The organism is Sphingobium sp. TomTYG74, assembly GCF_055393875.1.
The window spans coordinates 549981-574998 of record NZ_AP027342.1; the positions used below are offsets into that span (position 1 = coordinate 549981).

General features: G+C 62.8%; 18 protein-coding genes. 4 read left to right on the forward strand and 14 right to left on the reverse strand.

The features are described 5' to 3' along the window. Positions 1-4 precede the first annotated feature (4 nt). A complete protein-coding gene (locus ACZ5TB_RS15550; RefSeq protein WP_464792602.1) occupies positions 5-1414 on the forward strand; it encodes an MFS transporter in 1410 nt (469 codons plus the stop codon). 33 nt (positions 1415-1447) lie between these two features. Further along, positions 1448-2389 carry a TauD/TfdA dioxygenase family protein gene (locus ACZ5TB_RS15555; protein WP_464780187.1) on the forward strand — a complete coding sequence of 314 codons (942 nt, stop codon included), beginning with the start codon at positions 1448-1450 and terminating at the stop codon, positions 2387-2389. Between the two features lie 93 nt (positions 2390-2482). Here the strand turns inward: ACZ5TB_RS15555 and ACZ5TB_RS15560 are convergent, their stop codons facing one another. The 9 genes from ACZ5TB_RS15560 to ACZ5TB_RS15600 all read right to left on the reverse strand — a co-directional run bounded on the left by ACZ5TB_RS15560 (position 2483) and on the right by ACZ5TB_RS15600 (position 15980). Continuing rightward, a complete protein-coding gene (locus ACZ5TB_RS15560; RefSeq protein ID WP_464792603.1) occupies positions 2483-3370 on the reverse strand; it encodes an MlaA family lipoprotein in 888 nt (295 codons plus the stop codon). A gap of 123 nt (positions 3371-3493) precedes the next feature. After that, a complete protein-coding gene (locus ACZ5TB_RS15565) occupies positions 3494-3670 on the reverse strand; it encodes a BLUF domain-containing protein (protein WP_464792604.1) in 177 nt (58 codons plus the stop codon). A 222-nt stretch (positions 3671-3892) separates the two neighbouring features. Then, positions 3893-5329 (reverse strand): glutamate synthase subunit beta, encoded by a 1437-nt coding sequence (locus ACZ5TB_RS15570; RefSeq protein ID WP_464780185.1) that lies wholly within the window; start codon positions 5327-5329, stop codon positions 3893-3895. Positions 5330-5393: 64 nt separating this feature from the next. Further along, complete coding sequence (gene gltB, locus ACZ5TB_RS15575) at positions 5394-10040, reverse strand: glutamate synthase large subunit (protein WP_464792605.1); 4647 nt, start codon at positions 10038-10040, stop codon at positions 5394-5396. Positions 10041-10299: 259 nt separating this feature from the next. Next, a complete protein-coding gene (locus ACZ5TB_RS15580; protein ID WP_464792606.1) occupies positions 10300-10779 on the reverse strand; it encodes a VOC family protein in 480 nt (159 codons plus the stop codon). Beyond that, a complete protein-coding gene (locus ACZ5TB_RS15585) occupies positions 10776-12122 on the reverse strand; it encodes a DUF1552 domain-containing protein (protein ID WP_464792607.1) in 1347 nt (448 codons plus the stop codon). The genes ACZ5TB_RS15580 and ACZ5TB_RS15585 overlap by 4 nt, the downstream gene beginning before the upstream one ends. Beyond that, positions 12122-13816, reverse strand: coding sequence for a DUF1592 domain-containing protein (locus ACZ5TB_RS15590; RefSeq protein WP_464792608.1), 1695 nt, complete (start codon positions 13814-13816; stop codon positions 12122-12124). Before ACZ5TB_RS15590 ends, ACZ5TB_RS15585 begins: the two co-directional genes overlap by 1 nt. Further along, on the reverse strand, positions 13813-15033 hold the full coding sequence (locus ACZ5TB_RS15595; RefSeq protein ID WP_464792609.1) for a hypothetical protein: 1221 nt from the start codon (positions 15031-15033) through the stop codon (positions 13813-13815). Before ACZ5TB_RS15595 ends, ACZ5TB_RS15590 begins: the two co-directional genes overlap by 4 nt. A gap of 152 nt (positions 15034-15185) precedes the next feature. After that, positions 15186-15980, reverse strand: coding sequence for an IclR family transcriptional regulator (locus ACZ5TB_RS15600; protein ID WP_464792610.1), 795 nt, complete (start codon positions 15978-15980; stop codon positions 15186-15188). A 231-nt stretch (positions 15981-16211) separates the two neighbouring features. Between ACZ5TB_RS15600 and ACZ5TB_RS15605 the strand changes: the two genes are divergently transcribed. Continuing rightward, positions 16212-18416, forward strand: a complete 2205-nt coding sequence (locus tag ACZ5TB_RS15605; protein WP_464792611.1) for an alpha-amylase family protein — start codon at positions 16212-16214, stop codon at positions 18414-18416. A gap of 165 nt (positions 18417-18581) precedes the next feature. After that, a complete protein-coding gene (locus ACZ5TB_RS15610) occupies positions 18582-19385 on the forward strand; it encodes a cyclase family protein (protein WP_464792612.1) in 804 nt (267 codons plus the stop codon). A gap of 52 nt (positions 19386-19437) precedes the next feature. Here ACZ5TB_RS15610 and ACZ5TB_RS15615 read toward each other — a convergent pair whose 3' ends face one another. The 5 genes from ACZ5TB_RS15615 to ACZ5TB_RS15635 are packed head-to-tail and all read right to left on the reverse strand — an operon-like array spanning position 19438 to position 24960. After that, the gene (locus ACZ5TB_RS15615; protein WP_464792613.1) at positions 19438-20220 is read right to left on the reverse strand and encodes an SDR family NAD(P)-dependent oxidoreductase; all 783 of its coding nucleotides are present in this window, start codon (positions 20218-20220) and stop codon (positions 19438-19440) included. After that, positions 20217-21152 (reverse strand): 2-hydroxy-3-oxopropionate reductase, encoded by a 936-nt coding sequence (locus ACZ5TB_RS15620; RefSeq protein ID WP_464792614.1) that lies wholly within the window; start codon positions 21150-21152, stop codon positions 20217-20219. Before ACZ5TB_RS15620 ends, ACZ5TB_RS15615 begins: the two co-directional genes overlap by 4 nt. Further along, on the reverse strand, positions 21149-21940 hold the full coding sequence (otnI, locus tag ACZ5TB_RS15625; protein ID WP_464792615.1) for a 2-oxo-tetronate isomerase: 792 nt from the start codon (positions 21938-21940) through the stop codon (positions 21149-21151). The genes ACZ5TB_RS15620 and otnI overlap by 4 nt, the downstream gene beginning before the upstream one ends. 31 nt (positions 21941-21971) lie before the next feature. Then, entirely contained in the window at positions 21972-23276 is a 1305-nt protein-coding gene (locus ACZ5TB_RS15630) for a glycerate kinase type-2 family protein (protein WP_464792616.1), read from the reverse strand. Between the two features lie 13 nt (positions 23277-23289). Continuing rightward, on the reverse strand, positions 23290-24960 hold the full coding sequence (locus ACZ5TB_RS15635; protein ID WP_464792617.1) for an L-lactate permease: 1671 nt from the start codon (positions 24958-24960) through the stop codon (positions 23290-23292). Between the last annotated feature and the right edge of the window lie 58 nt (positions 24961-25018).

Below are 25018 nucleotides of genomic sequence, written 5' to 3' on the forward strand. Positions count from 1 at the left end.
TCTGATGGCTACCGCATTTTCCTACGCCGCGCGGCATCGTCCCGTTCGGGCCGCACCGCAAGATGTGAAACGCGTGAGCAGCTGGCGGCTGGCGGGCTTTGCCTCGCTATTTGTGCCGATCACGGCGGCGCAGATGCCGCTCGCCGTACATCTGCCCGCGATCTACGCGCAGCAGTTCGGATTGTCGCTGGCGGTGATCGGCGCGATCTTCCTGGGCGAGCGGCTGTGGGGGGCCTTGGCCGACCCGCTGATCGGTGCGCTGAGCGACCGGACCCATGGGCGCTTCGGTCGGCGGCGGCCGTGGATCGTCGCCGGAGCGGCGCTGTTCGGCGTGTCGGGGGCGCTGCTCTTCTTCCCGGCAGCGTCCTGGGTGTCGCCGCTCTATCTGGCCGCGAGCCTGTTCCTTTTTTACCTCGGCTGGTCGATGCTCCAGATTCCCTATCTGGCCTGGTCGGGCGAGACATATAGCGGCTATCACGACCGTACGCGCATCGCGACCTTCCAAACGGTCGCTGGATCGGTGTCCCTGCTGGTCGTGCTGATCCTGCCCACGATCCTCGACCAGACCAGCCCCCAAGATGGCGCGCTGAAACTCGCGGCGATGGGCAGCGTGGTGCTGATCAGCCTGATCGTCTCACTGGTACTGACGCTGCGCAGCCAGAGCGAAACGCCCGCAGCGCCCTCCCCGCAGGTTCGCCTGTCGCTCCAAGAAACGATTGGCGCCCTGTTTGGCCACTCGCTCCTGCGCCGCGTCCTGCTTTCGGACTTCGCAGTGACGGTGGGGCAGAGCATCCGCAGCGCGCTGATCGTGTTTTTCGTGACCCACTATATCGGCCTTCCCCAATGGGCGAGCGGCCTGTTCCTCTTTCAGTTCATCTTCGGCATCGTCGCTGGCCCGATCTGGGCGCAAATCGGCTATCGCATCGGCAAGCATCGCGCCGCAGTCGCAGGCGAGCTGGTGCAGGTCGCGATCAATGTCGGGCTGCTACTGGTGGTGCCGGGCCAGATTGGCCTGCTGCTGGCCCTGACGCTGGCACAGGGTCTGGCGCAGGGATCGGGCAATCTGATGCTGCGGTCCATGGTCGCCGATATCGCCGACGAGCATCGGCTGCGTTCCGGCAAGGATCAAACAGCGCTCTTCTTCTCGGCGTTCAGCCTGTCGTCAAAGGCGGGCATGGCGGCAGCCGTGGGCATCGCCCTGCCGCTCGTCGGCTGGCTCGGCTTCGATCCACGAGCCACGACCAACACGCCCGAAGCGCTGCACGGCCTGCTCGCGGTTTTCGCGCTCGGCCCCGCCATCGCCCATCTTCTTTCCGCCTGGCTGATCCACGGGTTTCCGCTGGATGAGGCCGCTCACACCGAAATTCGCCGCGCGCTGGACGAACGCGACCACGCTGCCCAGCCCGCCGAATAACCTTCCTTCTCATCACCCCCAAGGAGACATGACGTGACTGACCAGATTCACAATTTCATCAATGCCAAGGACGCCGACAGTCCGCTTGACATCATTCCGGTCGCCGGTCGCATCGGCGCGGAAATCCGGGGCATTGCCCTGTCGGGCGACATAGATCCCGTGACACTTGCCGCGATCCGCGCCGCGCTGGTGCGGCACAAGGTCATATTCTTCCGCGATCAGGATCAGCTGACAGACCAGAGGCATGAGGATTTCGCCGCCCTCCTGGGCGACCCGGTGGCGCATCCCACGGTGCCAGTGGCGGAAGGATCTCGCTACCTGCTCGAACTGGATTCGAAGGAAGGCTATGCCGCATCGAGCTGGCACACCGACGTCACCTTCGTCGAAGCCTATCCCCAGGCGTCCATCCTGCGAGCAATCAACGTTCCCCAGGCGGGCGGCGACACATTATGGGCCAATGGCGCGACCGCCTATGAAGAGTTGCCCGAGGCCCTGAAAACATTGGTCGATGGACTGTGGGCCGTGCATTCCAACAAATATGATTATGCCGCCGCTCTGGGCAGCAAGGACGCCAAGCGTTCCGAGGAATATAGCAAGATCTTCGCGTCGACCGTGTATGAAACGGAACATCCGGTAGTGCGGGTTCATCCCGAAAGTGGTGAGCGCAGCCTGCTGCTCGGCCATTTCGTGAAGCAGTTTGTGGGCCTGAACCCGGCGGATTCACAGCGGCTGTTCGCCGTCCTGCAGGATCACATCACGAAGCCGGAAAACACGGTTCGCTGGCGCTGGCGGTCAGGCGACGTGGCCATCTGGGATAACCGATCGACGCAACATCGCGCCATCGCCGACTTCGGCTTGCAACGCCGCACGTTGCGCCGCGCCACGGTTGCAGGTGATGTGCCGGTTGCGATCGACGGCCGCAGCAGCCGGTCGGTCAGGATCGAAAAGGCGCCTGAAGCCGTCGCGGCCGAATGATTGTCCTCGCCGGGGGTGGCATGCTGCCCCCGGCGCCCTTCAATTCATGATGCAATCCAGGTTGATCGGTATCGAAGATCAGCAGAGCGCCCGTTATTGCGACGCCGCCCCACCTTCTCCCATCTGTCGCCCATAAACCGGCACCACGTCATTGCTCGCCCGGCCGTGCAGCGCCTCAATCTCCGCCTTACGCTGATTCAGATACAGCTCGCGATACGCCGCATAGGGATCATCCTCCTTGCGGATTTTCTGGACGGCATCATCAAAGGCCGCGCGCTCACCAAGCTGGTTGAGGATCGTCGCCGGAATGACGTAGGCAGGCTTTGTGAAGGGCTTTCCGATCAGGAAGGGCACCGCCATTTTGTCCACCGTATCGCCGATGATATCGCGTAACGTGGTCGGCCCGACGATGGGCAGATACATATATGGCCCCGGACCTACGCCATAATAGCCAAGCACATTGGCGAGACCGTTGGGCCGATAGGGTAGGAAGAAGGGCTTGCGCTTGGCGACGTCGAACAGGCCCGCGACCCCCAGCGTCGTGTTAATGGTGAAGCGCCCCACCGTTTCCACCGCCTTGCCGGGCTTCAGCTGGAGCATATAAGCGGCGAACACCACCGGTTCCTGCAAATTGGCGAAGAAGTTGCGGAAGCCCTTCCGAACGGGCTTGGGCAGCCCCTTATTATAGGCCTTCGCCATGGGCTCGACCACGGCCTTGTCAACCGACTGAACCGCTTCAAAGCTTTTTGCATTGAGATGCTCAAGCGGGTCGCCAGCCGGAGGCCGATCTGCGCCGGTCACCACGATGTCGGTGGGCTGTTCCTCCGCGCCGTTTTCCGATTTGGGAGCCAGAGATATGTTCAACGCTGCCGCAGCGCTTGCCACATCCACTGTCGGCGACGCCTCGGGTGGCGGCGCGTCGACCGTTGCCGCCTGTGCGCCCATCATCAACATTCCCGCAGCGATGCCCGGCAGCAGCATAGTCCAGTCCTTTGCAGCGGCCGATCGCCACGTTCGGCTGGGCCTTCGAAGTCCAGATCGCGTCGCGGTTTATTCCGTGAAGTTGTCCAGCCCCGCGCGGGCTAAATACGATATGGCGCGCCGTCAATAGACTGATTTCGTGGAAAAGCGGAACACCTCCGGGAGCCATTCAGAACCCGGAGGCACGATATAGGCCAGCGACCAGGTGACGAACCGTCGGTGGGGATAGACACCCTCGGCGATGGTGCCAATATTTTCGTGCCTCAGGTCATCGAGAATGAGACGCTGCAACGCGTCCACCGCATCTGCTAGTCCTCATTATAGAGGAGGCTATCCGTTCGTCGCCAACTCACAGGGTTAAACACAAGGCCCCGGCCCCTATCGCCATTCGAACGCCGCTGCCCCTCACTCGAGAGCAGGCGAGCAACGACGTAGAGCGATCGGGTCGAGGCCTTGCGAGGGTTACACGGATGATCGGCCCCGTCCTTCGGAGCCTTTCACCGTCGCAATTGCCTTCAGCGCTTAACGAGGAAGATCGCTGACCCCCATCAGGTGCAGATCGACGGCGCGCGCGCACTGTCGGCCCTCCCGAATGGCCCAGACCACCAGCGATTGGCCACGACGCATGTCGCCGCAGGCAAATACCGACGGCTGGCTGGTGGCATAGTCGGTCATGTTCGCCTTCACATTGCCGCGCGCGTCGAGTTCGGCACCCGACTGCTCGACCATGCCAGCCTTGCGAGGGCCAACGAAGCCCATCGCCAACAGGACGAGGTCGGCCTTCAGCTGGAATTCGCTGCCCGCGATTTCCTGCATCTTGCCATCAACCCATTCGACGCGCACGCATTCGAGCGCCTCGATCTGGCCGTTCTTGCCGATCGCCCGCCGGGTGGTGACCGCCCAGTCGCGATCGCACCCTTCCTGATGAGAGGAAGACGTGCGCAACTTCAGCGGCCAATTGGGCCAGCTAAGCGACTTTTCTTCCCTCTCGGGCGGCTTTGGCATGATTTCCAGTTGGGTGACCGAAGCGGCACCCTGTCGGTTGGAGGTGCCGACACAGTCCGACCCCGTGTCACCGCCGCCGATGACGACGACATGCTTGCCCTGCGCGGACAAGGTGCCGCGCGGCGCGGCGCGCAGTTCATCGTCGCCAGCATTGCGCTTGTTCTGCTGCGTCAGGAATTCCATCGCCAGCCGCACGCCAGCCAGCTCGCTTCCGGGAATGTCCAGCGTGCGGGGATGTTCGGCGCCACCGGATAGAACCACGGCGTCATAATTGCTGCGCAGCGCGTCCATCGAAATGGCGACGCCGATTTCGGTCGAAGTGCGGAATTCGACACCTTCCGCTTCCATCTGCTGGGCGCGGCGGTTGATCAGATGCTTTTCCATCTTGAAGTCGGGAATGCCGTAGCGCAGCAATCCACCGACCCGGTCATTCTTTTCGAACACAGTGACGGTGTGACCAGCGCGGGCGAGCTGCTGCGCGCAGGCGAGGCCAGCGGGGCCGGAACCAACGACGGCGACGCGCTTGCCGGTTTTGCGCGCGGGCAGCTGCGGTTCGATCCAGCCTTCACGCCAACCGCGATCGACGATTTCGCACTCGATCGACTTGATGGTGACGGGAGAGTCCACGATGTTCAGCGTGCAGCTCGCCTCGCACGGGGCGGGACAGACCCGGCCGGTGAATTCCGGGAAGTTATTGGTGCTGTGGAGCGTTTCCAGCGCCGTCTTCCAATCGTCTTCATAGACGAGGTGGTTCCAGTCCGGGATGATGTTGTTCACCGGACAGCCATTGTGACAGAAAGGAATGCCGCAGGCCATGCAGCGCGCAGCCTGGTCGCGAATCTCTTCCTTCGACAGCGGTACGATGAATTCGTTCCAGTGCTTCAGACGCTCTTCGGGCGCGGTGTAGCTGCGATCTTTGCGCTCAACCTCGAGGAAACCGGTGGGCTTGCCCAAACTCTTTCTCCAAACTTCTCAATCTTGTCGCATGCGAGGGAGTAATGCCCTCACCCCATGAAGCCTATTCGGCGGCCACGGGGGCTACGGCAACGCGTTCATCTTCCATGCTCTGCAGAGCCTTGCGATAATCTTTCGGCATGACCCGGACGAAGTTCGCGAGCGTGCCCTGCCAATCAGCCAGCAGCGCCTCGGCGCGTTCCGAACCCGTGTACAGCTTATGCCGTTCGAGCAGGATGCGCAGGCGGTCAGCGTCGTGGCGCAGCATGTCGCCCATGCCCCAGTCATTGACGTCCACGCCGCGTTGCAGCGGACGGCCAAGGCCATCGTCGTCCGAAGCCTTCGCCGGGATCGGATCGACATCGACCATCGCGGGATTGACCTTCGACCGGAAGCTGCCGTCGGGATCATAGACATAGGCGATGCCGCCCGACATGCCTGCCGCGAAGTTGCGGCCGGTTTGCCCGAGCACGACGACCACGCCGCCGGTCATATATTCACAGCCATGATCACCCACGCCCTCGACGACTGCGATCGCGCCCGAGTTGCGGACGGCAAAACGTTCGCCGCCGACGCCGCTGAAGAAGGCTTCACCGGAAATGGCACCATAAAGTACGGTGTTGCCGACGATGATATTGTCGGTGGGGACGCGCTTCGTATCTGCTGGCGGGCGGACAATGATGCGACCACCGGACAGGCCCTTGCCCACATAGTCGTTCGCATCACCGGTCAGGTCCAGCGTCACGCCATGCGCCAGGAAAGCGCCGAAGCTCTGGCCCGCAACGCCTTGCAGCTTCACCAGGATGCTATTGTCGGGCAGGCCGGCATGACCGAAGCGGCGAGCGACCTCGCCCGAAAGCATCGCGCCGACCGTACGATTGACGTTGCGGATCGGCCGTTCGATGCGAACCGGCTCGCGCTTTTCCAGCGCATCCATCGATGCCTTGATCAGATCCTGATCAAGTGCCGCATCCAAGCCATGTTCCTGGCCTTCCGTGTTGCGAAGGACCAGATCCTGATCCGGCGCGACCTGATGGAGGAGGCGGCTTAGGTCGACGCCCTTCGCCTTCCAGTGGTCGATGGCATCGCGCATGTCGAGGCGATCGACGCGGCCCACCATCTCATCGATCGTGCGGAAGCCGAGCTGCGCCATGATCGTGCGCAGTTCTTCCGCGACGAAGAAGAAATAGTTGATCACATGTTCCGGCTGGCCCGTGAAACGCTTGCGCAGTTCGGGGTCCTGGGTCGCGACGCCGACCGGGCAGGTGTTGAGATGGCACTTGCGCATCATGATGCAGCCCGCCGCGATCAGCGGAGCGGTGGCGAAGCCGAATTCATCCGCGCCGAGCAGCGCGCCAATGGCCACGTCCCGGCCGGTGCGCAGGCCGCCATCGACCTGAACGGCGATACGGGTGCGCAGGCCGTTGAGCAGCAGCGTCTGCTGGGTTTCGGCGAGGCCGATTTCCCAAGGAGAGCCCGCATGGGTCAGCGACGTCAGCGGCGACGCGCCGGTGCCGCCTTCATAGCCCGAGATGGTGACATGGTCTGCCCGAGCTTTGCTGACGCCAGCAGCAACCGTGCCCACGCCGACTTCCGACACCAGCTTCACGGAGATGCGGGCGCCCGGATTGACGTTCTTCAGGTCGTGGATCAGCTGGGCCAGATCCTCGATCGAATAGATGTCATGGTGCGGCGGCGGCGAGATGAGGCCAACGCCCGGCGTCGAGTGGCGCGTCTTGCCGATGGTCTTGTCGACCTTGTCACCCGGCAGCTGACCGCCCTCGCCGGGCTTCGCGCCCTGCGCCATCTTGATCTGCACATCGTCGGCATTGACCAGATATTCGGTGGTCACGCCGAAGCGGCCCGAGGCCACCTGCTTGATCGCCGAGCGCATGGAATCGCCGTTGGGCAGCGGCGTGAACCGCTTGGGGTCCTCACCGCCTTCGCCCGTGTTCGACTTGCCGCCGATACGATTCATGGCAACGGCCAGGGTTGTGTGCGCTTCCCAGCTGATCGAGCCATAGCTCATCGCGCCGGTCGCGAACCGCTTCACGATCGCGCTGGCGGGCTCGACCTCATCAAGCGGGATTGCCTGATCCGCGAACTTGAACTTCATGAGGCCGCGAATGGTCAGCAGCCGCTCATTCTGCTGATTGATGGACGCGGCGAAGGCTTCATACTCCTTCGGATTATTGCCGCGCACCGCATGCTGGAGCGACGCGACGCTCTGCGGCGTCCAGGCATGTTCCTCGCCACGGACGCGATAAGCATAGGCGCCCCCGACATCCAACATGTTGCGGTAGATCGGATTGTCGCCGAACGCCTCGCGATGGCGATTGGCCGTTTCCTCCGCGATCTCGGCAAGGCCGATGCCCTCGATAGTGGTGGCGGTGCCGGTGAAATAGCGCTCCAGGAACGCGGAATTGAGGCCGACCGCGTCGAAAATCTGCGCGCCGCAATAGCTTTGATAGGTCGAAATGCCCATCTTGGACATGACCTTCAATATGCCTTTGCCGACCGCCTTGATGTAGTTTTTCTGAACTTCGTAAGCGGACAGCGGCAGGTTCTGCTTCAAGCGGATCTGCTCAAGCGTCTCGAAGGCGAGATAGGGATTCACCGCCTCCGCGCCATAACCGGCGAGGACGCAGAAATGATGCACTTCGCGCGCTTCGCCCGTCTCCACAACCAGGCCGGTCTGCATGCGCAGGCCCTGGCGGATGAGGTGATGGTGAACCGCTGCGGTCGCCAGAGCAGCGGGGATGGCGATGCGCTCTGCCGACACGTTGCGGTCGGACAGGATCAGGATGTTCTGATCCGCCAGCACCGCTTCGGTCGCTTCATTGCAGATGCGATCGAGCGCGCGTTCCAGACCGGCGGCTCCTTCCGCCGTCGGCCAACTGATGTCGATGGTCTGCGTGCGGAATGCACCGTCCAGCGCATCATGGATGCCGCGAATCTTGGCAAGATCAGCGTCGGTCAGCACGGGCTGGAGAGTCTCCAGCCGCTTATGCGTGCCAGCATGATGGCCAAGCAGGTTCGGGCGAGGCCCGATCATCGACACCAGGCTCATCACCAGTTCCTCGCGGATCGGGTCGATCGGCGGGTTGGTGACCTGAGCGAAATTCTGCTTGAAATAATCGTAGAGCAGACGCGATTTTTGGCTGAGCACGGCGATGGGCGTGTCGATGCCCATGGACCCGATCGGGTCTTCCGCGTTGCGCGCCATCGGCTCCAGGAACTTCAGCACGTCTTCCTGGGTATAGCCGAACGCCTGCTGGCGATCGAGGAACGCAGCCGCATCATTGCCGCGCGACGGCAGCAGGTCCTCGCCGAGCGATGCGGGCAACTCCTCCAGCTTGTACTGCGTTTCCTTCAGCCACTCCTCATAGGGATGTTCGTCCGCGAGCTGGGCCTTGATCTCTTCATCCTCGATGATGCGGCCCTGATCCAGGTCGATGAGCAGCATCTTGCCCGGCTGAAGCCGCCACTTACGGACGATATTTTCTTCCTTGAAGGGCAGGACGCCGCTTTCCGATGCCAGGACGATATGATCGTCATCGGTCACGATGAAGCGCGCCGGACGCAGGCCGTTGCGGTCCAGCGTCGCGCCAATCTGGCGACCGTCGGTGAAAGCGATGGCGGCGGGGCCATCCCACGGCTCCATCAGCGCGGCGAAATATTCGTAGAAGGCTTTGCGCTTGGGGTCCATCAGCGGATTGCCCGCCCAGGCTTCCGGGATCAGCATCATTACCGCCTGCGCCAGCGGGTAGCCGCCGGCTACCAACAGCTCCAGCGCATTATCGAGACACGCCGTGTCGGACTGACCATGCGGGATCAGCGGCCACATCTTGTCGAGATCCGCGCCCAGCAGCGGGGATTCGAGCGTGCGGCGGCGCGCGTTCATCCAGTTCACATTGCCGCGAACCGTGTTGATCTCGCCATTATGGGCAATGAAGCGATAGGGGTGCGCCAGCTTCCATGAAGGGAAGGTGTTGGTCGAAAAACGCTGATGGACGAGCGCCAAGGCCGACTGGCACAGCGGGCTGCGCAGATCGTCATAGAAGCTGCCGACCTGATCGCAGAGCAGCAGGCCCTTATATACGATCGTCCGGGTGGAGAAGGACGGCACGTAAAATTCCGCCAGGCTTTCCAGCCCCTGCTTTTCGGACAGTTCCTTCAGTGGATTCTGCGTCTGCTTGCGGATGGCGAGCAGCTTGCGTTCGAACGCATCCTGATCCTTCGTTCCGGCGCCTCGGCCGACGAAGCACTGACGGATAGTCGGCATCTCATTGAGGACGGTCTGGCCCAGCCCGTCGAGCGTCACCGGCACGTCGCGCCAACCCAGCAGGACTTGGCCTTCTTTCAGGATAAAGCGCTCAAGCTGCTGCACGGCGGCGGCTTCGGCATCCCCGTCACGCGGCAAGAAGCACATAGCAACGCCATAATCGCCGGACTGCGGCAGATCGATGCCCGCGCCGGTGGCCCAATCGCGATACAGCGAATCAGGAATCTGAATCAGAATACCCGCGCCATCACCCACCAAAGGGTCTGCGCCGACTGCGCCACGATGGTCGATATTGCGCAGAATGTCCAAGCCACGAAGAACAATATCGTGGGTTTTTAATCCCTTTATGTTGGCGATGAAGCCGACGCCGCATGCGTCATGCTCATTACCGGGATCATATAAACCTTGCTTGCTTGGGTAAGCCATTCACATTCCATTCCGTGCGATCTTGCGAGCGCGCCATTACACGCGCGGCGGACGGCAGGGAATAGCTTTGGCGCGATTCCCTGACGGCGATCGATCAAAAAATCCGCATTTTAAGCAGAATCAGGCGAACTTGTCTGCGCACAGTCCGCCACCTGACCGTTCGAATCGGCCATAAATGTCTCATGCAATGCTGACAATAGGCGAGAGAAGGTCGTTCCCGAAGAGACGGAACAGAGCTCGCCGCGCCTTCGGACATGCCCTACTGACCCCGCAATTGCACCAGTTCCACGATTACGCCATCGGCATCGCGCACGACGCTGTTGATCACCGGCCCCTTCTCGTCAGCCGCAGCGATCCTGACGATGGGAAAACCCGCCGTCTGCACGCGCAGCGCGGCGGCCCGACTGTCACTGACCCGAATGCCGACCTTGGCCCCCGTCGAACGGTTCTGGGTGGCGTTCGGCTTTTCATAGTGAATGAGGATCAGCAGCGGTTCGCTGGACCGGGGATCACCGGAAAAATTGAATGCGATCTTTTCGGCAGGATCACCCGGCTTGCTGATCGTAAAGACCGGCTTCATGCCGAGAGCATCGACATAAAAGGATCGGGCGCGGGCCATATCGGCCACCTCCAGCGACAGGAAACTGAACCCTGACAGCTCAGGCTGACCTTGCGTCTGCGCGTAAACGGGCGCTGTTGCCAGCAGCGCGGAGAGGGCAATCATCGCGGCGCGCTTCATGCCATGATCTCCGACAAGCTGCGCGACGTCCGCATGGCGTCCGTGCCCCAGGCATCGACGGGAACCCCCATCAGTTGTTGCATGGTGAGGCCGACGCGCGAAATCGGGTCGCCCTGCCCCGCGATATGGATGCCGCTCTTCACCTTCCCGCCTGCTCGTCCAGCCAGCATCACAGGGATGCCATTCACGTCATGGTTTTTCGCGTAGCTGACCTCGGAATGGGCGACGACCAGCATGTTGTCGAGCAAGGTGCCGTCCCCTTCCTTGATCGCCGACATTGCGGTTACGAAGTCGGCCCATCCCTGCATGCTCTGCGTGGAAAAGGCATCGACCGTCGGCTGGTAGCCCTTTGTCCGGTCCACCTGTTCCTCATGCGTAGCCTGATGATAGGCGGTGGGCGATCCGGCCTGCCGCAGATCGGCAGTGGCGGTGGAAAAGACCATGTTGAACACCTTTGTCTGGTTACAGGCGACGGCCATCGCCAGCAGTTCCGCCATCAGCTTGTGCGACTGTTGGCGGGCGGTCACGTCCGTGCTGGCGGGCAAGTCAGCAGGCTGTGCCGGCACGACGCACGCCTCGGCCCGGGGCGGCTTTTCCAGTTGCAGCGCCAGCTTATTTTCGACCTCACGGATGGAGGTGAAATAGCTATCGACCCGCGCCTTGTCCTCCGCCCCCAGCTTGCCCAGCATCCTGCGGCGCTCGTCGGTCACGGCGGACAAGACGCTGCGGCGCGCCATCACCTTGGGGTCGGGGGTGAATTCCGCCGCATTGGGATCACGGAAATCGGCGCCGAAGATGCGGCGGTACAGTTCCATGGGCGATGCGACGCTGGGGTTCATCTCTGTCCCACTGCGATAGGAAAAGCTGGTGCGCGCATTGCCGTCGGCACTGAGTTCCAGGCTGCGGAACAGCGTGCCCGAGCCGATGGCGTCCGCGATGCTGACGTCGAATGTCGGGCCGACGAGCTGTTGCCATGTATCGCTGGGCGTCCCCGTTCGAAGGCCCACATTGCCCGAGATATGCGGCTGGTTGCTCTTGCCGCCCAAGGTGACACCGAAGCCTGAAAGGACGGAAACCTTGTCCTGCACGGGCTTGATCGGCGTGAGTTCAGGCGGCAGGTCGTAATTGGCGCCAGCCGTCTTGGGATTCCAGCGATCAGGGATCATCCCGCAGCCCCAGAACCAAGTGCCAAAGCGCACCGGCAAGCGGCCACCACCATAGGTCGCGGCAACCGCAGCGCCGTTATTGTCCAGGAAATAGTCGAGGAACGGCAAGCCCACGGCCACCGCGCCACCGCCAAGCATGCCGCGCAGCAAGAAGCCGCGCCTGTCGAACTGCGTCATCAACCTTTCCTTCCTGACGATGGCTTGCCCGCGATCCGGGATACCACTGGCGCCCGGACAGCGAAGAATTGGGGATCGATGACGATCCGCCGGAACAGCGGCCGGATGCGGAATCCGGCGTGGGCGAAATCGTCATGCAGGCGCGTGGTCAGAGGCTCTTCGGAAGGCAGCAGCGACCGCCCCGCCGCGTAGCGCCATGCAGATTGCGCCAGGCACTGCGTCACTTTGGGATTGTCGTGCAAAGCCTTGCCCAGACCCGCGCTATCGTTGAAAGCGACCTTGTCCAGCATGCCCGACGTGTCGATCGGCACGCCATTTTCCGTAGGCCGAAACTGTCCGGCACCGTCGAAACTGTCGAGCGTCAGCCCCATCGGGTCAGTCAGCTTATGGCAGCCCGCGCATTCCTCATCGTCAAGATGCGCCTTCAACCGTTCGCGCGTAGTGCGAAAGGCGGGATTGCTCGTGTCCTGAACGATCGTGAAGTTCACATTGGCGGGCGGCGTCGGCACATGTTCGCACATCAGCACTTCGCGCAGCGCCTTGCCGCGCAACGTGGGCGAGGATCGTCCCTCATGCGAATGGAGCGCCAGAAAGCTGATCTGCGTCAGCAGCCCGACGCGCGGATCATTGTCCGGCAAGGTGATCATCGACCAATCGCGCGGGCCATAGGGTATGCGATAGAGCGGGCTCAACTGCCGGTTCATCGCCACCCGGCGGGTGGTGAACAGGTCACGATAATCGCCATTTTCCTCCACCAGCAGCGTCGTGATGGTGCGCAGCGTCTGTTCCCGTGCGGCGGGTGCGGCGGAAGAACGGAAGGCCGGGTAGATGATCCCGTCCTTCGACAGCGACATCATGCCTTCCAGCTGGAGGAAGTCGTCGAAGAAGGACCGCACGCCGGTTTCGAACCGTGGCGAGGCCATCAGCCGATCGACCTGCCGGACAAGCCCCGCCTTCGTCATCAGGCTGCCGTCGGCCGCCGCCTGCAGCAGCTGTTCGTCAGGCGTGCTGTTCCAAAGAAAATAGCTGAGCTTGCTCGCGCGCGACCATGCATCGATCGTCCGTCCGCCCGGCGCACTGGGGTCGGCCACCTCCCGGTCGGTCTGGAACAGGAAGGGCAGGTCCGACAGCATCGCCGTCAGCATGATCGCCAGCCCGCCGTGAAAATCCTTCACCGTCGCCGCCGCTGCCAGCGTCTGGGCAACGGCGAGCTTCACCTCCCCGTTGGTCAGGGGCCGTCGGTAAATCCTGAGGCCGACCCGCTTGAAGAAATGCGCCGCGCAGGCCGCGCCTTGCGGATCAGACGCCGACGGCGCGCACCCCACGAGGCGATCGCGATGTTTCGCATCAACCACCTGTTCGGCGATCCCCCGCGCGATCTGCTCATATTGCTCCGCCCCCGCCGGGGTGAGCGAGACTGCGCTGGTGCCCGCCGCCAGCAGGCCGCCGATCCGCATGTCTGGTTCGAACCGACCGCTCACCTTGATGTCAGGCCCGAATATATCGGCGATGGTCGCGCGATATTGCGCCTCGGTCAGCCGACGGAACTTGGGCACCTGTGGTTGCGCCTGCTGCTGCGCTGGCGCATCCGCCTGTCCGGCGCTGGCGCCCATCAGGATTGCGCCGATGGAACAGAACGCCGTCACGGCGGACAGCGCGCGAAGGATGCGCGATGAATTCACCGACCCGCTCACTGCTGCACCCCTTGCGCCACTTGCTGCGGTTTGATCAGGAAGACGGGCACGCCCTTGAACCGCAATGCTGATGAAATGGCCGTGTTGCGTCCCGTCTTCGGGTCCGGAAAGGCATCGGCATAGCGCCGCACCGCCTTGATCAACGCCGGGCAGGACATGCGCGTCAGATTGGCGCCCACCTGGGTCGATTGATGATAATTGTCCTCAATGCTCGCCAAAGTGTGATAGCCGTAAATGCCACCCTCTATGGCTTCGCCCGGCTTGATCTTCGCCTGAATGCGCGCTTGCCGGACCTCGCGATAGCTGTCGATAATCTGCTCACGCAGCCGCAACCGTAAGTCGAACGGTTCAGTTAGCAGTTCGCCGTTGCGGATTTTTCCCTTGGCCTGCGCCATGAAGCGGCGATCCGGATCAACATCCAGACTGGCCCATGCCAGCGGCTTCCCCGCACCCGACAGTTCCAAAGGATTGCCGCTGGCGTAAAGGCGCACCGTCACATCATCGTCGTTGACCGGATCATCGACGCCACTCACCTCGACCAGCGTGGGCGACGACATCGATGTGATCACCTCGTCCGCCACCTTGGGCGTGCCGAAATCGCGCGTGGAAAAAGTGCATCCCACCGCCCGGATCAGCTGGTTATCGACGCCCGGCTTCTGATCGGGGCTGACATAATCACCCTTGCTCGCGCGGCCGTCCAGATCGATGCCGTAGGCGATGGGGCCGCGATAATCCTCATTTCCCTTTTCCATGAAGGGAAAGTCTTCCGGATTGGTGCAGCTGTCATAGGCGAAACGGGTGCCCAGGAAGGCAGCGGTGCCCTTCCCCTTCGGTATATGATATTTCTGGCGCAAGGCTTCCTGTTCCGCTTCGCTCAGTTGAGCCATGCTGCCATTGGAGCCGGAAGGCTTGCCGGTGGGCACCATCTTGAAGCCAAGGCGCTGGCCCATCAGCTTGTGCAACTCCTGCACCTTGTCGGGCGCCTCATATTTCGCGCGCTCGGCGGACGACAGGCTTTTGAGAAACAGGTCGGACGAACTGAGCGACGGTGCGCGGCATGCCTTTTCATCTTCGTAAGCCGCGATATAGATGTTGGTCAGCGCAAAGGAAAAGGTCTGAGGCGGCGGCGCGGACGCACCAACCGCCATCATGCTACCCACCGCCAGCAATCCCGCCGCGACGCGCCTGTCGCGCACATGGGATCTCATATCTTTCATCGCCCTCTCCTGCCGCCCGCGCTGTTACGCCGGTGTTTCTGCGTCCGTTATCACGCAGCCGCGCAGGCGTGCGCCACGGCGTTACTGTTCACCGAAGCGGCAGAAGTGATCCGATATGTCTGGTGAGGCTGGCTTTAGACAGACCAGGCTGATCAGAAACTCTGCGTCGCGATTTCCACACTCATCCGCTGCGCCGCGCTGATCAACGCAGGCCCCAATTCGTCCAGCCGGGCGCGGGTCAGATGAGACGATCGATCCGAAATCGACAGCGACCCCTTGGGCAGTCCGTAGCGATCCTTGACCACCGCCGCGACGCAGCGCAGCCCGTCGCTATGCTCTTCGTCATCCAGTGCATATCCACGCGCCCTGATCTGCGCCAATTCGCTGCGCAGACGGTCACCGTCGATGATGCTGCGCGCGGTGCGGGCCTTGAGCGGCGTGCTGTCCAGATAGCGGTCGAGCTCCGGCCGGGACCATTGCGCCATCAGCACCTTGCCCGACGCCGTGCTATGCAGCGGCAGCACCGCGCCCGGTCGCGCCGCAGTCTGGCGAAACCCGTTGGTCGCAGCCTGACCAACATAACAGACACCCGCCCCCTCGGGCACGGCGATGTTCACGCAATGCTGCACTTCCGACATCAATGACCGCATGATCGTGTGGCCCAACTGGCCCAAGTCCCGCGTCTGAGCGAAAACCGCGCCCACGGTGAAGGCCTGGACACCGACCGACCAGCCATTTTTCCGCCGGTCGAAAGCGACATAGCGCAATGCTTCCATGGTCGTCAGCAGGCGATGGGTAGTGGATCGCGGCAGGCCCACGGCACGGGACAGGTCGCTGAGCGTCATATGATCGCTCTTGGCCAATTCGTCGAGAATGCCGAATGCCCGCACCAGCGACTGGACTCGCCCAAGCAGACCGTCCTCCGGCTCTTGCTGACTATCGGTCACATCCTGTTCCTCACCTGCCAAGCCGCCGTCGCGCGAACGCAGCCTTAGAGAAACTGGTATGACCTGTTTCCTCACCTTTGTCGATATGCTTTGCGTCGGCCTTCGATCGGCCCTTATCCATCATGCGTTTCAGGAAGACATCCTGTTCGCATCGCCGTCCCACATCATGGGATGATCGATTGTGGACCGACGGCCTTGGGTTAAGGATCAGGCCAAGTTGAGGAGAGGATCATGCCTGACATCTTACCGCTCGATCGCCGCACGGCATTGAGGTTGGGGGCCGGTGCGCTGCTGTCCGGTATCGAGCCCGCCTTTGCCCGCAAAATCGGACAAAGCGGCGCGCCGGACTGGGCGAGCGAACCCATGCGTTGGTTCCAGCTTGCCTTTACCGAAGATGATCCGGGCCGTTACGATCCCGCTTTCTGGATCGATTATTTCCAGCAGATTCACGCCGATGGCGTCTGCCTGAGTGCCGGAGGAGGCATCGCCTTCTACCCGACGGCCATTCCCTATCATGGCATGGCGAAGGGCATCGGCAAGGGCATGGACCCGTTCGGCGACATGGTCGCCGCGTGCAAGAAGCTGGGCATGCGCGTGCTCGCCCGTATCGATCCGCACGCAATGAACGCGGCCGCCGCCGCTGCCCATCCCGAATGGGCGCTGACCGGCCCGGACGGCAAGATCAAGCGGCACGGCAGCGCCCCCGATCTGACACTCACCTGCGCCTATGGCCCCTATAATTTCGAGCTGATGCCCAAGGTGATCGAGGAAATCGCCCGACGCTATCCAGTGGATGGCTTCTTCGGCAACCGCTGGAACGGCAGCGGCACCTGCTATTGCCAAAGCTGCCGGACGCTCTACCGCGCCGCGTCTGGCCAGGAGATTCCGGCTGACCCCGACCCTTCCAAGCCGGAAGGGCGGCGATATGCGGCCTGGGTTGAAGATCGGCTCTTCGCCCTCATGGACCTTTGGAACGCGGCGGCGCGCAAGCACCGGCCCCAGGCCTTCTTCATCCCCGGCGGTGACCGCCGGGGACTGGTCGATCTGAACGGCCCCGCTCTGTCAAAGCGTCTTCCTCTCGCCTTTTGCGATCGCCAGGCACGCTCGTCCGACGATTCGGGCTGGGGCACGGGTCCCGAGGTCTGGGGCGCGGGCCGCTACACCCGCGAACTGCGCGCCTTCATGAAGGACAAGCCGGTCGGCCACATCATCTCCGTGGGGGTGGAAGAAGCCTATCGCTGGAAGGATTCGGTGCAGAGCCCGGCCGAAATCCGCATCTGGGCGGCAGGCGCGATCGCCCAAGGCGCGCGGCCGTGGATCACCAAGTTCAATGCCAAGCCGCTTGACCGCCGCTGGATGGAAGTCGTCCGGCAAATCTACAGCTGGCACCACGCCAACGAAGCCTATCTGCGCAACAACGGCAATCTGGCGCGGGTCGCGATCATCCATTCGCCCAGGACGACTGCCTATATGGGTGGCTGGAATCAGCGCGGGCAACTGGAGGGTCATTCGCGCGGCTTCTATCAAGCGGCGCTTGAATCGCGCGTGCCCTTCGACCTCATTGATGAGGATTTTCTGGACGAAGCTAGCCTGTCGCGCTTCCGCACCATCATTCTAGCCAATGCGGCGGTGCTGTCGGACGCGCAATGCGATCAGATACGCGCCTTCGTGAAGCGGGGCGGCAACGTGATCGCCACGTACCAGACCTCTCTCTACGATGGTGACGGACGGCAGCGGGCGGACTTTGGCCTGGCGGATATGTTCGGCTGCTCCATCACCGGGGAGCCCGAAGGGCCGCTCAAGAACGCCTATCTCACCCTACGCCATGCACACCCGGCCATGGCCGACCTGAGCGACATCAATCGCGCCATCGGCCCGCTCTTCCGCCAGCCTGTCACCGCGCGCGACCAGAGGGACGTGGCACTGACGCTGGTGCCCAGCTATCCCGACCTGCCGATGGAGCGCGTCTTCACTAACAAGACGGAAACCGACCTGCCGATGGCGATCTGCGGTCAAGTCGGCCGTGGCCGCATCGCCTATCTGCCCATGGACATCGACCGCACCTTTGCAGAGCTTGGCCATGGCGATCACCTGACATTGCTGCGCGCAATGCTCGACTGGACCCATCAGGAGGCGCATCCGCTACAGATCGAAGGTCCGGGTCTGCTGGACATCGCCTGCTGGCGCCAGGAAAAATCGATGACCGCGCATCTGGTCAATCTCAACAACCCCATGACGATGCGGGGCAGCTATCGCGAGGCGATCAGGACCGGTCCCTACCGGGTCCGCATGCAACTGCCACAAGGCAAAGGCGCTGCGCAGGCCCGGCTGCTGACCGCAGGGATGGCTGTGCCACACGGGACGACGAACGGCTGGGTGGAAGTCGATGTGCCGTACATAGACTTCCACGAAGTTGTCGCGATTGATTTCGCCTAGCGCTGAGCCTTCCTGCGAACTCATGTTCCGTTCGCCCTGAGCTTGTCGAAGGGTTCTACTTCCTGAAAGAAAAAGGAAGAGGCTTCGACAAGCTCAGCCCGAACGGAGTTGAGATGGTCCCATGTAACTCAAGTCGCTTTCGACCAAGAAAAGGAACAAGCCGCCATGATCGACCGCCGCGACATGCTCGCTATGGGAGCAATTGGGGCGCTCGCCCTAGGCACGGCTTCCCGCGTTGATGCTGCTCCAGTGACGCCGGATCAGGCCAGCCTTTCCCTGCACGGGCGGAAACTGCACATCCTCGACCTCACGCATAAGCTGACGCGGGCCTTCGCCTTCACCCCCGGCCGCCTCACCATGGAAGCCGTGGAAGGATCGGGAACGAAGGCAGGGATGGCGCTCAACCGCATCTCGATCGTCGAACATACCGGCACGCATCTCGACGCCCCTCGCCATTTCGCGCCTGATGGGGCATCGGTCGGCGACTTACCCGTCAGCCAGTTGATCGTTCCGCTCGTCATAATCGACATAAGGGACAAGGTGAAAGCCGATCGCGACGCTCGGGTGGAACTGCGGGATGTCATCGCATGGGAACGCCGCCATGGCCGCATCCCGTCCGGTTCCTGCGTTGCCATGCTGTCGGGCTGCGATCCGCTGAAAGCCTTTTCAAGCTATGCAAGCCTCACCCCCGCCGAACGGCGCAAGAGCCCCGGCTTCGATCATACCATAATCGACATTCTGATGAAGCGGGATGTGCGTGGCATCGGCGTCGATACCATGTCGATCGATGCGGGTGAGGCGATGCCCGCCTTCCCCGTTCATCAGGCATGGCTGCGCAGCGGGCGCTGGGCGTTGGAGGGGCTCGCCAATCTCGACCGCGCACCTGCTGCGGGCGGGTTGCTGTTCGCAGGCGTCGCGCCGCTGGAAAACGCCACCGGCATGCCCGCGCGCGTGATCGCGCTCTTTTGAACAAGCGCTGCGGCGCCCGCCGGTGCAGAAGCGAGCGCCGCAGCCAGTGTCGTCAAGCGCGCATCATCGATCCGCCATTGACGTCATAGATCGCACCGTTGATCCAGCGGCCATCCTCAGACAACAGCATCGCAACGACGCCGGCATGGTCTTCGGATTGGCCCAGCCGGGTGTGTGGGGTGCGTGACATGAAATAGTCGGCCCACTTGGTGGCTTCCTCGGCGTTCGCTTCCATCGCCGCCTTCATCTCGCCGGTCACGGTGAAACCGGGCGCGAGCACATTGGCGGTGATGCCTTCCTTGCCCCAGCGCGCACCGACGTGGCGGGCCAGCGCATTCACGCCCGCCTTCGCCATGGCATAGCAGGGCCGCGTCGGTTCACCACCATGCGCCGAGCCGGAACTGGTGTAGACAATCGCGCCCTTACCGCTCTTAACGAGGTGCGGCACGACCGCGCGGGTGCACAGCAGGTGGCCGCGCAAGTTCACAGCGATCGTGCGGTCAAATGTGGAAAGGTCAATGGCCAACGCGTCGCTGTCTTCCATGATAACGCGCAGGTCTGCCGCATTGATATGCGCCCCGTCGAGGCCGCCGAAGCGGTTCACTGCCTCTTCCGTCGCCTTCTGCACCGATGCCTCGTCGGCAATGTCGACATAGACGGCGAAGGTTTCCCCGCCCGCTTCCTGCGCCACCTGCGTCGCGCCTTCGAGGTTGATGTCGGCGGCGCAGACGCGCGCGCCTTCCTCGGCTAGGCGCTTCACAGTGGCAGCGCCGATACCGGTCGCGCTGCCGAACACGATGATACGGCGGTCTTTAAGACGATTGTTGCTGGTCATGAGCATCCTCCGGATAAGCTGTCGGTGTTGGAAACTTCGTCGGTTGAGTAACCACTCACCAAGTGGTTAGCAGCTCGTTCGAGCGCCGTCACCATCGCGCTGTGATCCTTTTCCGCATCGCCGTGCGCTACGCAACTGTTGAAAAGTTGCTGCGCATTTGCCGTCGCAGGCAGCGCAACTCCCAGTGAACGCGCACCGGAAAGCGCCAGATTCAAATCCTTCTGGTGGAGCCGGATGCGAAAGCCGGGGTCGAAGGTTCGGTCGATCATCCGCTGGCCATGCACCTCCAGAACGCGCGACGCGGCAAAGCCACCCATCAGCGCCTCCCTCACCCGCGCGGGGTCTGCCCCCGCCTTCGACGCGAAGACCAGCGCTTCGGACACCGCTTCGATATTCAGCGCAACGATGATCTGGTTGGCGACCTTGGTCACCTGTCCCGCGCCGACGTCGCCTACCAATGTGATGCTCTTGCCCATCAGTTCCAATAGCGGCCGGACCTTTTCGAACACATCCGCCTTGCCCCCGCACATGATGGTCAGCGCCGCATTTTTAGCCCCCACCTCACCGCCGGAAACCGGCGCGTCGACATAGGCGCAGCCCAGCGCCTCTATCCGCCCTCCAAAGTTACGTGTCGCGATCGGGTCGATGGAGCTCATGTCGATGACGATCGTGCCGGGCTTCAACCGCTGCGTCACGCCGTCCGCGCCGAACAGTACGCGTTCGACGTCCGGCGTGTCGGGCAGCATCAGGATAAGGCATTCCACCTCTACAGCCACATCTGCGGGCGTGGCGCAGGCGACCGCACCGCTTTCGCGCAGCTCATCCGGCATCGGCGTGCGGTTGGCACAGCTGTAGATCGCATGGCCCGCCGCCTGTAGATGCCCGGCCATGGGACGGCCCATGATGCCGAGGCCAATGAAACCGATCTTCATGTCACGCTCTCCTGAGATTTCAGATAATCGCGCGCCCAGCCAAGGCCCGCCTTCGTGTCGCCCGCAGGCCGGTATTCGCATCCGATCCACCCGTCATAGCCCAGCGTGTCGATGTGGCTCAGCAGCCAGGGATAATTGATCTCGCCGGTGCCGGGTTCGGCGCGGCCCGGATTGTCGGCTAGCTGCATATGGCCGATGCGGGGCAGCAAGCGCTCAATCGTGCGGGCAAGGTCGCCTTCCATGATCTGCATATGATAGATGTCATATTGCAGGCGGACATTGTCGCGGCCCGCTTCGTCAATCACCGACAGCGCCGCGTCGGTCGTGCCGTAGAAATAGCCGGGAATATCCACGCGGGTGTTGATCGGTTCGATCAATATCTCGAGGCCATGGGCCGACGCCAGATCGGCTGCGTAAGCGATATTGTCCACCAATACAGCCCGGCATTCCGCGCTCGCGGGCGCCTTCCCCGCCATCAGATGCAGGCGTGGGCAGCCCAGCACATTGGCATAGTCCCGCCCTTTAGCGACGCCCGCGCGAAACTCCTCCACGCGATCAGGCAGCGCCGCGATGCCCCGCTCTCCGCCAGCCCAATCGCCTGCGGGCAGGTTGAACAGCACGACATCCAGCCCGCATCGCCGCGCCCGTTCACCCGCCTCTTCCGCGCCATGGTCATAGGGAAACATGAACTCGACGCCGGAAAAGCCAGCTTCCGCCGCCGCATCGAAGCGGTCGAGAAAGAGTAGGTCCTGGAACATCATCGACAGATTGGCGGCCAGCTTGACCATGTCTCTTCCTCTCTTTTCAATTCGCGCCTGGTCAGAAGGCGAGACCCAGCACCAGATCCATGACATTGGTGCCCGTGGGTCCGGTGCGAAACAGGTCGCCCGTCGCGTCGAACAACCGGTAGCTGTCATTGCGCGCCAGCCTCTCCGCCGGGTTGAGCCCAACCGCCCGCGCGCGCTCGTGAAGCCCGCCATCGGCAAAAGCCCCCGCCGCATCGGTTGGCCCGTCGGTGCCATCGGTGCCAGCGGCAAGCAGGACGGCATTGTCCTGCCCAGCCAGCGCCATGGCGGCGACCAGGGCAAATTCCTGGTTGCGTCCGCCCAGCCCGTCGCCCGTCACCTGAAGCGTGGTTTCCCCAGCCGACACCAACAGCATGGGGCGATCCTGCGGCGGTACTATGCGCAGGGCAGCGGCCATCGCCAGCGCCGCGTCATGAGTGTTGCCCGCCATCGCCGTATCCACATCTCGCACGGTCACCCCCTCCCGCGCCGCAATGCGATGCACGGCCTCCACCAGCGTGGCGCTGTCGGCCAGCAGCAATGTCTCGCGCCGTCCCACCGTTTTGGGCTGCGGATGCACGTCCTTGGCAAGCGCACGCCGGATCGATACGGGCACAATATCTTCCAGCCCATATCGCTTGAGAATGGCGATTGGGTCCTCCGCTCCTTCCCCGCCCGCAAGAGTTGGCCCCGATCCGATCATACAGATGTCGCCGCTCGGCACGTCGGATATCAGCAAGGTCAGCACCGATGCGGGGCCGACATGGTCCAGCAGCCCGCCGCCCTTCACCCGCGACAGGCGCTTGCGCACGGCGTTGATCTCCTCGATCGATGCGCCCGAACGCAGCAGCATTTCTGTTACCGCAGCCTTCTCCTCCAGCGTAACGCCATCGACCGGCGCGACCATCAACGCAGACGCGCCGCCGGTGAGCAGCACGATCACGCTGTCACGCTCGGTCAGCCCTTCAACCGTCCGCAGCATTTCGGCGGTGGCTTCCATCCCCTGCGCGTCAGGAATCGGATGCCCCGCCTGAAGCTGTCGGATGCGCGTGAGCAGCTCATCATGACCGTGTTTGACGATGATGCAGCCGTCCGAAATCCGTTCTCCCAGCAGCGTTTCCAGCCCCTTCGCGAGCGACCCCACGGCCTTTCCCGCGCCGATCACAACGAGGCGACCATCTGAATCCAGTGGCCAGTCTATGGCTTTGCCCTGGTGGCGAATGGACCAATGGCCACCCTCGGGAATGCCCAGCGATGCGACCAGCCTTTCGCCGCGCACCGACTGCAGCGCCTCAAGATAGATGCTTTCCAGCAGAGCGCGGGCGGCGGCCGTTTGCATAATAGGCGCCATCTCAGGGAACGAGGAGAGTGAAGGGATAGACATAGGCTTGTAGCATCACAAAAAGTCCGATCAGCGAACCCAGCACCAGGCTGTGAACGAAGACATGGCGCAATATGCGGCCTTCCTGACCGAACCATTGGGTCGCGGTGGAGGCGACGACGATGCTCTGCGCATCGATCATCTTGCCCATGACCCCGCCCGCGCTGTTCGCACTCGCCATTAGCACAGGCGACAGGTTCAACTGTTCAGCCGTGATCTTCTGCAATCCGCCGAACAGGACATTGGAGGCCGTGTCCGATCCAGTGACGGCAACGCCCAGCCAACCCAGCATGGTGCCGAAGAAAGGATAGAGCACGCCCGTCGCCGCGAAGGCGAGGCCCATGGACGCGTCTATGCCGCCATAACGGGTGAGATAGCCAAGCCCCAACATCGCCGCGATGGTGAGCAGCGACGGCAGTACCAGCTTCCACGTGCGCAGATAAACGCGACCGACCGTGCGTAAAGGCACCCGCAACAGCAGCGCGGAGGCAAGGGCGGCCACCAATATCGCCGTACCCGTCGCCGACAGCAGGTTGAGATTATAGACCGCCTTTTCAAACTCCGGCGCGGTGACGACAGGAGGCAGGCGCTGGATCACCCCGTCCAGTCCGGCAAAGGGCAGGCGCAGCGCGAAGATGGCGTCCAGCCACTGCTTCATGAAGGGAAGCCCCCATAGGAAGACACACGCCGTCAGGATGATCCACGGCATCCAGGCACGCCGGACGGCAGCGGAATCATGCAGGGGCTGCGCATGGGCGGCGTCCACGGTCGCGGCCACGTCCCGCTCGTCACCCGGCGCGAGCTTCGCTTCGTTGACATGCATGATGCGCGCGGGCTGCCATATCCGCAGAAAAGCGATGAGCGCGGCGATCGACGCGAGCGCCGCGCCGATGGAGGTCAGCCAAGGGCCATGAAGGTTGGAGATGAGGAGCTGCACCAGCGCGAAGCTGACGCCTGCGACCAGCACCGCAGGCAGCACCTCCATCGTCCGCCGCCACCCGCAATAGGCGACCAGCAGCCAAAATGGCACGATGATGGCGAACGGCGTCATCTGCCGCCCCACCATCGCCGATAGTTCGAGCAGCGGCAGACCGGTCACCCCCGAAAGCGTAACGAGCGGCGTTCCGAGCGCGCCGAAGGCGACCGGCGCAGTATTGGCGATCAACGACAAGCCGGACGCCTGCAACCTTGTAAAACCAAGCCCGATCAGCATCGCACCCGTGACCGCAACCGGCGTCCCGAACCCCGCAGCTCCTTCGAAGAAGGCACCGAAGCAGAAGGCGATCAGCAGTAGCTGCAACCGGCTGTCTGCGGTGATCGACGTGATCGCGCCGCGCAGGATGTGGAACTGCCCGGTCGTTTCCGTCAGCTGGTAGAGAAAGATGATGTTGAGCACGATCCAGCCGATCGGCAGCAGCCCATAGGCCGCCCCGAAACCCGCTGCGCGCACTGCAAGGCCCGGAGGCATGCCGAATGCCAGCACCGCGACCGCCAGGCCCGCACCCAGGCCCATCAGGGCGGCGATATGCGCCCGCACATGAAAAAGGCCGATCGCCCCCAGCAGCACGACGACGGGGACGGCCGCAACCAGAGCCGACAGCAAACCATTGCCGAAAGGGTCGTAATTTTGTGCCCAGATCATGGCGCCATCCCTGCCCTTTTCCTATCATGGTCTATTTCAAATCATGCGGAATTTCCGT